Source organism: Hahella sp. CR1 (genome assembly GCF_029813005.1).
In the GTDB taxonomy this organism is placed as follows: domain Bacteria; phylum Pseudomonadota; class Gammaproteobacteria; order Pseudomonadales; family Oleiphilaceae; genus Hahella.
The window spans coordinates 513,247-525,993 of record NZ_JAPELK010000005.1 but is presented as its reverse complement, the minus strand read 5'-3'; the positions used below and the strand labels follow the sequence as shown (position 1 = coordinate 525,993).

General features: G+C 53.2%; 8 protein-coding genes. 4 read left to right on the top strand and 4 right to left on the bottom strand.

All coding sequences use genetic code 11. The features are described 5' to 3' along the window. Positions 1-64: 64 nt before the first annotated feature. From ONV78_RS15525 to ntrC, 3 genes are all read left to right on the top strand, one after another. Positions 65-592: a DUF4124 domain-containing protein gene (locus ONV78_RS15525; protein WP_279504370.1), complete on the top strand. Its 528-nt coding sequence runs from the start codon at positions 65-67 to the stop codon at positions 590-592. Between the two features lie 251 nt (positions 593-843). Continuing rightward, positions 844-1,923: a nitrogen regulation protein NR(II) gene (gene glnL, locus ONV78_RS15520; RefSeq protein ID WP_279504368.1), complete on the top strand. Its 1,080-nt coding sequence runs from the start codon at positions 844-846 to the stop codon at positions 1,921-1,923. Further along, positions 1,920-3,356, top strand: a complete 1,437-nt coding sequence (gene ntrC, locus ONV78_RS15515) for a nitrogen regulation protein NR(I) (RefSeq protein WP_216736525.1) — start codon at positions 1,920-1,922, stop codon at positions 3,354-3,356. Before glnL ends, ntrC begins: the two co-directional genes overlap by 4 nt. A gap of 65 nt (positions 3,357-3,421) precedes the next feature. Here ntrC and ONV78_RS15510 read toward each other — a convergent pair whose 3' ends face one another. After that, positions 3,422-7,309, bottom strand: coding sequence for a DUF1631 family protein (locus ONV78_RS15510; RefSeq protein ID WP_279504366.1), 3,888 nt, complete (start codon positions 7,307-7,309; stop codon positions 3,422-3,424). 121 nt (positions 7,310-7,430) lie between these two features. On the opposite strand from ONV78_RS15510, the gene ONV78_RS15505 reads away from it, so the two are divergent. Next, positions 7,431-8,597: an aminopeptidase gene (locus ONV78_RS15505; protein WP_279504365.1), complete on the top strand. Its 1,167-nt coding sequence runs from the start codon at positions 7,431-7,433 to the stop codon at positions 8,595-8,597. Positions 8,598-8,611: 14 nt separating this feature from the next. On the opposite strand, the gene argA is transcribed toward ONV78_RS15505, so the two are convergent. From argA to ONV78_RS15490, 3 genes are all read right to left on the bottom strand, one after another. Then, positions 8,612-10,039 (bottom strand): amino-acid N-acetyltransferase, encoded by a 1,428-nt coding sequence (gene argA / locus ONV78_RS15500; RefSeq protein ID WP_279504364.1) that lies wholly within the window; start codon positions 10,037-10,039, stop codon positions 8,612-8,614. A gap of 105 nt (positions 10,040-10,144) precedes the next feature. After that, positions 10,145-11,290 (bottom strand): acetylornithine deacetylase, encoded by a 1,146-nt coding sequence (gene argE, locus ONV78_RS15495; protein ID WP_279504362.1) that lies wholly within the window; start codon positions 11,288-11,290, stop codon positions 10,145-10,147. 56 nt (positions 11,291-11,346) lie between these two features. After that, complete coding sequence (locus tag ONV78_RS15490; protein ID WP_279504360.1) at positions 11,347-12,639, bottom strand: hypothetical protein; 1,293 nt, start codon at positions 12,637-12,639, stop codon at positions 11,347-11,349. Positions 12,640-12,747 lie beyond the last annotated feature (108 nt).

Sequence of the window (12,747 nt, the reverse complement as noted above, 5' to 3'; positions counted from 1 at the left end):
TGCGGGGTTTTTTTTGGTTCCGCTTCTGCTACAGTTCAAGTAACTGGTCAATTGGGTTGAAGTTATGAAATCTCGGTTCGCTTATATCCTTCTTTCTTCTGCGCTTTTTTCTTCTTACTCAGGTTTGGTCTGTGCTGAAATCTATCGCTGGGTTGACGCACAAGGCAATGTGGAATATTCAGACCAGGAGAGAGAAGGTGCGGAGAAGGTCGAGGTCGGCCCAACCGCAACGATAACTATGCCTAAAATGTCGGAGATCCCGCCTAGTAGCGGCGATGAGCCGGAACCTGCACCGTCAAGCTATTACGCAACGCTGAACATCACCTTTCCCAGCAATGACAGCGCTTTTCATTCCGGCAATGGCGACCTGACGGTCTTATTCACATCAGATCCCACCCTGTATCCCAACCACAGCTACCGCGTTTCCCTGGACGGAGCGCCTGTTGGAACAACCAAGGATAATTTCCTTGAGCTGAAAGGCGTCAATCGGGGAACCCATTCCGTTTCTCTTGATGTCATTGATAATTCAGGGGTCGTTCAGAGCGCAGCTCCAGTACAGTTCACCATTCATCGTCCCAGCGTAAAAAACTAAACCATCGCATCGCACCAAAATGGCGCATAATTAATGCCTAGTGCATCCACTTTGTGCGTGACGCGCCATGATCACGCACATCGCCGCAGACTTACGTTCCGTCAAAGCCCGCTTCTGGAGCGCTTCCTAAGGGCATAGCTCACATTTGGGCGATCCGCCCCACGCCTGTGCAGAGAACCCGGTAATTCGCACCGCTTTACCGCAGTTCTGGTTTGGATATTGCATTCACAATGCAAAAATAGGTCAACATTATGCTACCCATCGTTTTTCAGACTCGCTTACTCGAAAATCTGACCACTTCCGTGCTGGTCATTGACCCCCAGCAGCGGATTGCATTCAGTAATTCATCCGCCGAAGTGTTGCTGGAAACCAGCGAGCAAAGAGCCCATGGGGCCACCATCAAGGATTTATTGATAGAAGGCAGCTCCACGCTGACCGGTCTGGAAGAGTGCCTGCGCACAGGCCAGACCTACACCCAAAGGGAGGCGGAGTTTCTGTTGCCCTCAGGGAGCCGCCTTCTGGTTGATTACACAGTTTCTCCCGTGAATATCGTCAACGACGTCTACGTCATCATGGAGATTCAACCCCGTGATCGCCTTTTGCGCATCAGTCGAGAGGAGGAGCTACTCTCCAAGCAGGAAACTTCCCGCATATTGATTCGCGGGCTCGCTCATGAAATCAAAAACCCCTTGGGCGGCATCCGCGGCGCAGCGCAGCTTTTGGACAAAGAACTAAAGGAAGAAGGTCTGCATGACTATACCCGCATCATCATTGATGAGGCGGATAGGCTGCGTAATCTGGTTGACCGCATGCTTGGCCCCAATCGCAGCTTTAAACAAGAGCCGACCAATATCCATGAAGTGCTGGAGCGGGTTTACAGCCTCATCGAAGTAGAAAGCGCCGGCAAGATAAAGCTTATTCGTGATTACGACCCCAGCATCCCCGAATTCGCCGGTGACAAAGAGCAGCTCATTCAAGCCTTCCTCAATATATGTCGCAACGCCATGCAAGCCTTTGAGGATTACACGCCCCCCGGAACTGACGGCCCACAAATATTACTACGCACACGCCCGCTCAGGCAGTTCACGATCGGTCATACGCGACATCGCTTGGTGGTAAGAGTAGACGTCATCGACAACGGTCCCGGCATCCCATCCGAATTCCTGAATAACATTTTCTACCCAATGGTGAGCGGTCGCGCTCAGGGGACAGGTCTGGGGCTCTCCATAACACAAAGCATCATCGGACAACATAAAGGGCTGGTTGAATGTGAAAGCCAGCCCGGCAGTACGAACTTCATCATATTTATTCCACTGGAGCCACTATCATGAGCGCATCACCCAACGTATGGATCATTGATGATGATCGTTCAATTCGATGGGTCTTAGAAAAAGCCCTGGAGCAAGCGCATCTGAATACCCGGTCATTTGAATCCGGAGACGGCGTTCTACATCGTCTGGAACGGGAGCAACCGGATGCGATTATCAGCGACATCCGCATGCCCGGCATTGACGGACTAAGTCTGCTGGGACAGATTCACACCAGCTACCCGCATCTGCCAGTCATTATCATGACCGCGCATTCGGACCTGGATAGCGCAGTGTCTTCCTATCAAAGCGGCGCTTTCGAATACCTCCCCAAGCCTTTTGATGTGGACGACGCCGTCTCTCTGGTAAAACGCGCCGTGGCTCATGCGCAGGAACAAATGGCCACCAGCCGCGCTCCCGAGGGAAGCTCCTTGAGTCAGGACACGGAGATCATCGGCGAAGCCCCCGCCATGCAGGAGGTATTCAGAGCCATTGGCAGGCTTTCTCACAGCAATATAACGGTGTTAATCAACGGCGAATCCGGCACTGGTAAGGAGCTGGTCGCGCGCGCTTTGCATCAGCACAGCCCCAGGGCCGGCAAACCGTTTATCGCCCTCAACATGGCGGCGATACCGAAAGACCTGATCGAATCTGAGTTATTCGGCCATGAAAAAGGCTCTTTTACCGGCGCTGGCGGACAGCGTCAGGGACGTTTCGAGCAGGCCAACGGCGGCGCGCTCTTTCTGGATGAGATCGGAGATATGCCGCCGGATACCCAGACGCGCCTGCTACGCGTGCTAGCGGACAGCGAGTTCTATCGGGTCGGCGGCGCCACCCCCATCAAAGTGGATGTGCGCATTATCGCCGCCACGCATCAAAACCTGGAAAAGCTGGTGCAGGAGGGTCGCTTTCGGGAAGACCTTTTTCACCGTTTGAACGTCATTCGAGTGCATCTGCCCAAGCTGAGCGAGCGCCGGGAAGATATTCCCAAACTCGCCGGTCATTTCCTGAAAAAAGCGGCGGAAGAGCTGAATGTCGAGCCTAAGGTGCTGAAAACCGAGGCGGAAGAGTACATGTGTTCGCTAGCGTGGCCAGGAAACGTAAGGCAGTTGGAAAACACCTGTCGCTGGCTCACGGTGATGGCCTCTGGCCGGGAAATCCACGTTTCCGACCTTCCCCCGGAACTGCAGGAACAATCCAACCACCGCAGCCCGACTCAGGATTGGCAGGAGTCACTGCGCACCTGGGCCGAACAGGAACTGAAGAAAGGTAAAAGCGGGCTACTGGATACAGCGGTGCCTACTTTTGAGCGCATCATGATAGAAAGCGCACTGAAGCAGACGGCAGGAAGAAAACGCGACGCGGCGCTGCTACTTGGCTGGGGACGCAATACGCTAACCAGAAAAATCAAAGAGCTAGGCATGGCGGGTCACGACGAGAGCGAAGACGACGACTAAGTCAATCCCGGGTCTCACTACACACAAAACATAAGGGGCGTTCACGCCCCTGCTCCCACGTTCTCCTAGAAATTCGCCAGGGATTTCGGCCTCTCTATATAAAAGCCTTGCACGTAATCGACGCCCAGCTTTTGCAGCATCTCCAATGACTCTTTGGTTTCTACCTGCGGAGCGATAATTTCACGTCCTAAGTAGTGCGCCATTTCCGTCATGGAGCGAATCATCGTCTGATCATTTTGATCGGTCGCCACGTCTTTAACAAAAGAGCCATCCACCTTAATCAGGTCTACGGGCAACTGCTTGAGATATTGATAGGAGGCCATGGCGGTGCCGAAATCACCCAGGCAAAAACGGCAGCCATATTCCTGTAGCTCCACGATAAATTCGGAGACATCGCAGAGATTCGAGATCGCCGCCGCTTCTGTGATTTCGAAGCACATTTTGTCCATAGGGCAGTCGTATTTGGTCAACCGCTCAAAGATAAACTCCAATAGCCCCTCATCATTCAGAGAGTGACCGGAGAGGTTAATGCTGACCCCGCCCATGGTTTCAATCTGCTGTCGATTCTTCGACATCCAGTCCAACATATGTCCAACCACCCAGCGATCCACCGCCTGCATCCGCTTATACGTTTCCGCTGCGCGAACAAAGTCTCCGGCCGGAATCAGGTTGCCATTGTCGTCATATATGCTGAGCAGTATCTCGTACTGGGCGCCCATCTTGGCGGCGGGGTGCAACGGTATGATTTTCTGGCAACGCAGCAGTACCCGCTCGTTCTCCAGCTCTTTGCCCAAACTCGCGACTTTTGAGGCGATGGCGTCTCGCCTGGCAATCAGGGCCTGGTCGACATCAAACTCCTCAACTCGATTGCCTCCTTTACTCTTGGCGCGACGAGCAGCCTCTTCAACAGCCTGCATCATATGAGGCACATCCAGCACGCCGCCGCTGACCTCGACGTAACCAATGCTCGCGGAGATAGAGAAAACATTGCTTTCCCACTGCAGCTGATATTGGCGTAGCGCCGTGGTGATTTTCTCCACCGCCGCCGTAGCCTCGCCTTCCACCAGCAACATGAATTCATCGCCGCCAAACCGACACACCAGCGTCTTCGGCGTAAAAAGCGCCTTCAATAAGCCTGCGATATCCTTCAACGCCTGATCGCCCGCCTCAATACCGGCGGACTCATTGATCAGGCGGAACTGCCCAAGACTGACCAGCAGCCCGACAAACTTATCGCCATCACTGGACTGAGAAAGTTTCACCAATGCCTGACGCTCAAACTCCTTACGCTGAATTAGCCCCGTCAACTCATCATGTGAGGACGCGTGGCTGAGCTGTTCATAAAGATCCTGCACCATGGCGTCCAGACCTTGATCGACCACAGGGGTATCTACCGACTCATCCGGCGCGGCGATGCCTTTCTGCAGGTAGGCCGCCAGCGTCAGCGCGTCCAGGTCTATCACCTTCATGCCCTGATGGTTCACGAACACATAACGTGAAAAGCTGCGGCCGACCCAGACCAGCCGGATAAACTCGGCCTCTTTCTCGTCTCGCTCTAATCGCAGCCAATCTCCCACCTTCAGTTTTTGCGCCCGCATCAGCCAGCGTTGCAGCCCTCTTTGCCTGGCTTCGCCCAGCAATTGCACGCCCGGATCACTGCTTTCATCACGATTATCCGGCATGGTCACCATTTCAGGCGCCGCCTCCACGCTACGTACGAGAAGGCGTTTAAGCTCGTCGCGGATATGGCCGGACGGCATATGATTGGATGAGATAGCGGAAAGGCCGTCCTGAATAATTCGCAGCAGTTCTGGAAGGTTAAACTCAAAACTGGGATCGTCACCGACATGGATCAGCGTATCCAGAACGCTCAGGTAGTCATACCAGGCCTGACTGGAGGCGCCTTGCCGAATATAGGTCAGCGACAGCAAATCCCGCCAGCCGCCATTCAGCAACGTCGCCACTGCTCTAGGCACCTTCTTGCCAGCGATGCGTTGCTCTATCTCGTCAATCACCGCCTGCTTGGCTTCCTCGACTTTCTGCTGCCCTTCCGCCGCTGCGGTGACTCTTTCCACATTCCGCCGATAGAGTAAATTCTGCCGCTCCAGCAATTCATCCAGTTCCGCCAGCGCTTCATCAAATACGCCCGGATCTCGTTCGTGATCCACCTGAATACGATGAATGAGCGTGTTGATACGCTCCAGGGCCGTTTGACTGCTCCGCCCCCCTTTGACGCCGATCTGCGCAATACGGTTAATGACCTTATGCGCCGTATTTTCATTCTGCTCCAGGAAGTCAGGGTTGCGCATCAGCAGGCGCAGAACCGGCAGCTCCAGCCCTTTGATCTGCATCTTGGCGATTCCGCTCAACTTCTGGTTTTTCAAAAGGCTGGCGAAAAAGCGATCCACCACATCCAGTGCTTTGTCCTGCTCCGCTCCAAAGGATTTCAAACCTGCTTCATTATTCTGCAGCACGCTGAACAGGCGCTCACGCAGCCCAGATTCTTCTAGACTGACGCCATCCCCAGGCGGCGCCTGCTGTACCGACTGCAAGTTGAATAATATTTCTTCATTGCGAAACTGAGGCGCTTCGGATGCTTTTGGAAATGGAGGCGCCTGCTGCTCTTTTTGCTTCAACAAAGCGCGATTGCTTTCCAGAATTTCAAACAGCTTGTTCACTGCCGCAAAGCTGGTTTCCGCATCCGCCAGGTAGCCGTGCATATCCCTTTCACCCTGCGCTCCTGAGGGCGGAGGGTTTGGGTTTGGATCCGGGGCAGTGACGGGCTTGGCAGGCTGTTTGGAGTCCTCTTGGCTTGAGCCCATCAATTTTTGACGCAATTGCTCAGCGCGCTCTTTATCCTCCGCACTGAACGAGTCCTGTTTGCTCTCGGCTGTCGGTTTCTTTGCGCTTTCCTCTTCCGCCGCCTTCTTTTCCCCCTCTGGAGTGCTCATGTATTTCGACAAATCGAGATTGGGCAGCACTCCCCGCCGAACCAACAGGTCATTGAGTTCCGCGTACACGGGCCCGAGTTCGGCCAACACCGTGCGCTCAAACACTCTCAGACACAAGCGTTCTGCTGGCAGAGGTAAATGCAGTTGAATCAAGGTGTCACGCAAGGCGTAACATAAAAGCGGCGGCCCCACTGCATTGTTATATCCCTTGTTGCAAACCACTCCGGCTGCGTCCAGGCGCATCTTCAACTGCACCAGCACAGCCCGATAGGTGGTTTCCGCCTTTGTGACCATGACTTTCAGCGTGAGCCAGTCTTCAAACTCGGACTTATCTATTAATGATAAATCCGTCCGCTCTTCTTCCTTTTTGGCGGAACTCTCCGCTCGAGGCGTCAGCGCTTGACCAACATGTTTGAAAAACTGGCTGGAAAAAATTTCATTCTGCTTCGCCAGGGCAATAGCGGCGTCGGCAAGTTGAGAGCGTTGGTTATCCGTAGGCGCAGTATTAATGGCCTCGTCGAAACTTTTCGGCAAGGAGCGCAGATAGGTATCAAACAGGGGCGTCAAATGCTGGTGAATGACCCGCTCGCACTGTCTCATCAACAGGGAGGCGGAGTCCGTGGAGCTCTTGGGAGCGCCGGGGCCAATGTTCTCGGCGCCACAAATGCGCAGTAAAGCAGTCACCGCCGCCATATTGCCTTCCGCAAAGCTCCCACCCATGGCGCCGTCGATGGCCCTTACCACATTCACCTTCAGCTCATGGTTGCGATTCACGAAAGGATCGATAAAACTCACTTGTACGCGCTGACCGGCGGTAAAGCCGCTATGCTTGAGCCGTTGAGCAGTCTCTGTGGGATAAGTGACATAAACGCCTTCCGGGCAGAAATCCGCAATTGTGCATGACAGGCCGCTCAATCCCTTAAAGTCGAGAGATGCGCTCAACTGTATGGGGCGCCGTTGACTCGCACGCCGCTCCTGTTCTCTGCCGCTGATTTCGGACATGGGTTTCTGTTGGTTAAGTTTATTAACTAAGAAGGCGCCGGTCGCCGTTATCGCTCCGCCCGCATCAGAGCGCTATTACCAGTATAGACAGCCAATAAATTTTTGGAGAAAGAGTTCGCCGATGGCTTTACTAAAAAAAACCTTTCCTTTATCTCCAGTTATAAAACTTTTACCTCTGTTACTGATGGGGTTGCTGGTTCTGGGAGGCTGTCAATCTACGGGGTTTATGCTGCAGGCGATTCAGGGGCAGTGGGAGATTTTGCAGAAAAAGCGTCCCATTGAAGAAGTCGTGCAGGAAGACGCGACACCCGCCAACCTCCGGGAACGGCTTGAGTATGTCATCCAGGTCAGAGAATTCGCCGCCTCCTTACACCTTCCCGTGGAGGAAGCCTATAGCGAATATGCTGATCTTGAGCGTCCCTATGTCGTTTGGAACGTTTTTGCCGCGCCAGAATTTTCTATGCGCAGTAAAACCTGGTGTTACCCCATCGCAGGCTGCGTCGCCTACCAGGGTTACTTCGCCGAGCAGCCCGCCCATCAGGCTGCTGAAGCATTGGCGAGTGAAGCGTTCGACACCCATGTAGGCGGCGTCCCGGCCTACTCAACCTTGGGCTGGTTCGATGACCCGGTCCTGAATACCTTTATATGGTATGACCCAGTGGATCTGGCCGGACTGCTTTTTCACGAGCTGGCGCATCGCAGACTGTATATAAAGGGAGACACCGCTTTCAATGAGAGCTGGGCGACCGCCGTCGAGCAGGAAGGAGTGCAGAGATATATCCAATACACTTCCAGCACCTCCTCTCAGAATACTCCACCTCTACTCAGCGCCTACTCTGCAGACGCCATTAACGCGCGCTACGCCGAACGCGCCCAGAGCCGGGAACAGTTCGTCGCCTTGGTGAAGCAAACGATTAGTGAACTGGAAGCGCTTTATAAAGAAGACATATCTGCGGAAGACAAACGCGCCCGCAAGACTGAAATCATTGAGGCATTACGCGCCCGATACGCAGAGCTGACGCAACAGCGCAAGATATCTTCAGGCTATGAGCGTTGGTTCAGTGCGCCAATTAACAACGCCAAGTTACTTACCGTCGCCAATTACCACCAATGGACGCCTGGATTACGTTACAAAATCCGCGAGCTGGGCGACCTCAATGCATTTTATCAGTGGTCGGGATCTTTGACTGACCTGACTAAAGAGGAACGCATGGAGGTATTGAGAAAACTGAATGAACTGGCGCAGCCAAGCGTGGCCAGTTCATTTGAGAGTGAGACAGATAAATAGAGGACGGCGAGCACTTAGTCCAGATTTTTCACAAACACCTTCGAGTTGCGTTGCAGGTTATACATGCTTTGCTTTTTCACCGGCAAATCCGCTACCTGCCCCAGCTGAAAACCCCGCTCGATAAACCAGTGGGCTGTTTGTGTGGTCAGAACAAAGAGTTTGCTCATATTGGCGGATTTGGCGCGCCGCTCAGCGTAGGCTAACAGCTGGTCGCCACGGCCCTGCTTGCGATAGCTGTTTCTGACCGCGACACAGGCCAGCTCCACGCAGCGCTCATCTTCGAACTGGTACAGGGCGGCGCAACCTATGATAGCGCCGTCGCGATCATCTACGATGAAGTTGCCAATTTCCTGCTCCAACAGCTCGCGAGACCGCCTTACCAGTATGCCCTGCTCTTCCAATGGCCGGATCAGCGCTAATATGCCGCCGACATCGTCAATGGTTGCAGGGCGAATCTCATCGTAGGAATCATCCGTGATTAAGCTGCCTACGCCATCACGCGTAAACATTTCTTGCAGTAAGGCGCCGTCTTCCGCATAGCTGATCAGATGCGCTCGCCGCACGCCATTTTGTAAGGCGCGACAAACTGAAGAAAGTTGCCGATATTCTTCTGTGTCGGAGGATAAATTTTGCAAATGCTGCAATGCATCATTCACTGACAAATCACGCAGAACACCGCCATCCGGCCCAGTCAGTCCACGTTTAGGGCCAAAAACGATCAGCTTATCCGCCTTCAACGCCACTGCAGCGGAAGCCGCTACATCTTCACAAGAGAGATTGAAGACTTCTCCAGTCGGCGAATATCCTAAGGTAGGCAACAGGACGATCTGTCCCATCGCCAACAGCTTGTGAATGGGCTCCGCCTGGACTTTACGCACAAAGCCCGTATGGCAGTGGTCAACTCCATCCACTACCCCCACAGGTTTGGCGATAACAAAGTTGCCGCTGATCACCTGCAACGCAGCGCCGTGCATGGGAGAATTCACCAATCCCAAGGACAGCTTGGCCTCCAACTCCGTGCGCAAACGTCCAACCGCCTCACACACGCAAGGCAACGCCTCCCCATCAGTAATACGCACGCCATGATGATGGTGGGATTGCAGGTCGGACTCCTGCAGTCTGGCCTCAATCTGCGGCCGGGCTCCGAAAGCAACGACCAGACGCAGGCCCAGACTGTTGAGCAGAGAGATATCCTGCACAATTGTGTTTATTCCAGCATGCGCCAGCGCTTCGCCAGTAAGAAGAATAACGACGGTCCGGCCACGATAGGCGTTAATATAAGGCGAAGAATGTCGGAACCAGTAAACCTGCTGCGCTGGATCGCGTTGCACGGCGCCGCCGGATTGCGCACCGAGGGAGGGAGGTTTTTCCTGATTTAATTCATTCATAGTCGCCAGTCTCAATTCTTTCCTGGGCGTATCCCAGGCGGTTAATCCAGCCATACGCTCATACTGAAGCTCTACTCACTCTCCAACAGAAGCGACTGCCGCTTAGCATAAGGCAATTTGCAGATTTGAAAAGTCCGGGGAAATAACTTATTCGGAGCACTATAGACACAGACGTCGTATAAGCTCTTCCAGCAGTTTCATCATAGGGGGAATTCGATCCAGAGACACGTATTCATCAGGCTGGTGCGCCTGATCAATGTCTCCAGGACCCAGGACAACCGTTTCCGCTCCCAACTGCTTGAAAAACGGGGCTTCCGTCGCAAACGCTACGGTTCCAGAGGCTTTGCCCGTCAGCTCTTCGCATATGCGAACCAAACGACTGTCTTCACGTTCCTGGAAACTGTCTACGCCGTCAAACAGAGGACGTAACTGAATATCTACTTCATGCTTTTCCGCAATGCTACGCAATTGGCTGCGTATGCTGTCACGCACCGTCTCCATGGGCATTCCCGGCATTAAGCGCACGTCGTACTGCAGTTCGCAACTTTTACAGATTCTGTTGGGGTTGTCGCCGCCATGGATGCACCCCAGATTTAAGGTTGGATAAGGGACCTCAAAACCAGGATTGCTGTATTGCTCCACCCATGACGAGCGCAACTCTCTCAAACTGATCATCACATCCGTCATCGCCTCCAGCGCATTGCGTCCCAACGCGGGTTGCGACGAATGGCCAGAGCGGCCTTCTACTTTGATGGCGTCCATCAAAATGCCTTTGTGCTGCCGAATGGGCCGCATACCGGTCGGCTCACCGATGACGACGTAGTCGCCGTAATTTTTGGCCGCCTGCATAAGCCGTCGCGCGCCATCCATCGAGCTTTCTTCATCCGCAGTAGCGATCAATGTCACCGGTTTGCGCAGATACGGCAGAGCTGGCGCCAAGGCGGCCAGCGCCAGAGCGAAAAAGCCTTTCATATCGCAAACGCCCAAGCCGTACCACTTGCCATCCCTTTCACTCAGCTTGAACGGATCGCTATTCCAGGCGCCATCGTCATAGGGCACTGTATCCGTGTGCCCCGCCAGCACCAAACCACCTTCGCCCTGCCCGGCCTTGGCGACTAAATTCCATTTATCGCCTGCTTCGTTCACTGGCAATAACGCAACATCCATCCCCAAGGTTTCGCACCATTGCGCCAATCGCTCCACCACAGGGCGGTTACTTTGATCCCATCGCGGCAATGTGCTGCTCACGGAAGGAATGGCGACTAGCTCGCGGATCATGGTTTCCAGCTTCGGCAGTTCGGGCATGCGCACTCCTCAGGCTTGAATGTTATAACGGCCCCCTTCAGGCAGCCGCGTTATGGCTATTTATATACCTTAATCTCTGCAATATCGCGCTTCTTGATATGGAAGCTCACCGACCCCGTCTGCAATGGCACAGCTACGTCTATCTGGTATTCCAGCACTTTTTCGATGCTGCCTTCGATCAACTTACCGGAATTTTCCTTCAGCCTAACGGGATACCCCACATATGCATCAAGCTCTTCCACTTCGACTTGACGATAAGCCTTTTCAACCTTGGGCGGCGGCGGTTTGGGAGCTTCCACAACCACAGGCGGCGGCGACAGAAACGCCTTCAACTTAGCCTGATCGATGGTTGCGCTCAAATCCGGGATCATGACTTGGTTCATGCGGAGTTGCAGCCCCAGCGCATCTACGATGGAGCTCATGTCCATAAAGGCCAGCAAGCTGTAGTCCAGTTCCTCAACAGGATTCAGAATAAACTCAAAAGAACCATCGCCTTTTAAGTAGTCTGCATACGCATTGATCATATCAGCGCTTGGCGTGACGCCGGCCTCAGCCATAATTTGCTGGCTCTTCTCCACACTTCCTTCTACGAATTGCGCAGGGCTGTCGCCTGTTTTCTTAGTACAGAACAAAGTCAGGCGTTTGATAAAGGATGCATCTTCATACAAATACGTTAGATATTTGAGGCGTGGCAACTTGGTTCCTTCAGATGGAGGCCAAGAGAAGTTTCGGTCCACATCAATATCCAGGCGCCCCTGGATATTGCTTACACCTTGGATATCTGTGTTAAAAAACAGACTCAACATGGAAGACATTGAGTTGTAGTTATATCCCCAGGATGCGTCGACCTGAAGGCGGTCATATCCCATTTCACGCATCTCTTTAACATCGACGCCATCTACGTCACCGCAGTCGATCGCCAGGAACTCCCCAATATCATGGGAACCATTGGGCTCCGATTTGTAGTTCTCCCAAGAGTCCACCATCGGCAGATTAGCGTGAACCACCGAAATTTCCAGCGAATCAGGCATCGCTGCATCCGCGCTTTGCGGCGAACGACGATTCAACGGAGAGTAGTAGTCAAGCATGGCGAATACAGAAGGAAACTTCAGACTAATTTCCTGAATAGGAATAGTCTCCCTTAACTGATAAGGGGTAACTTTAATATCCTTAATAATTATCTCGCCTTCCAGGTTGGAGCTGATCCAGCCATAATCCACCGCCATATGAAGCGCCGTCGCTTCTTTAAATCTAGCGATAGCCTGATCCGTCTGATACCAGACCAATCCTTTGAACGCCCCATAGGCCCCTAATACAACTAAAAAAGTAGTGACTATAAATTTCTTCATGAGGTCAGCATCCGAATATTTGCTTACTAATCAATGCGCGACTTAATTAAAGCAGCCTAGTCCGCAAAAACAAACAGGCCCGGTGTGAACCGGGCCTCAGCCTGAAGG

What these genes read in the sequence shown, in the direction of transcription:
- ntrC (WP_216736525.1), top strand. Translation starts at nt 1,920, where the DNA reads ATGAGCGCATCACCCAACGTATGGATCATTGATGATGATCGTTCAATT.
- ONV78_RS15490 (WP_279504360.1), bottom strand. Translation starts at nt 12,639, where the DNA reads ATGAAGAAATTTATAGTCACTACTTTTTTAGTTGTATTAGGGGCCTAT.
- ONV78_RS15510 (WP_279504366.1), bottom strand. Translation starts at nt 7,309, where the DNA reads ATGTCCGAAATCAGCGGCAGAGAACAGGAGCGGCGTGCGAGTCAACGG.
- argA (WP_279504364.1), bottom strand. Translation starts at nt 10,039, where the DNA reads ATGGCTGGATTAACCGCCTGGGATACGCCCAGGAAAGAATTGAGACTG.
- argE (WP_279504362.1), bottom strand. Translation starts at nt 11,290, where the DNA reads ATGCCCGAACTGCCGAAGCTGGAAACCATGATCCGCGAGCTAGTCGCC.
- ONV78_RS15505 (WP_279504365.1), top strand. Translation starts at nt 7,431, where the DNA reads ATGGCTTTACTAAAAAAAACCTTTCCTTTATCTCCAGTTATAAAACTT.
- glnL (WP_279504368.1), top strand. Translation starts at nt 844, where the DNA reads ATGCTACCCATCGTTTTTCAGACTCGCTTACTCGAAAATCTGACCACT.
- ONV78_RS15525 (WP_279504370.1), top strand. Translation starts at nt 65, where the DNA reads ATGAAATCTCGGTTCGCTTATATCCTTCTTTCTTCTGCGCTTTTTTCT.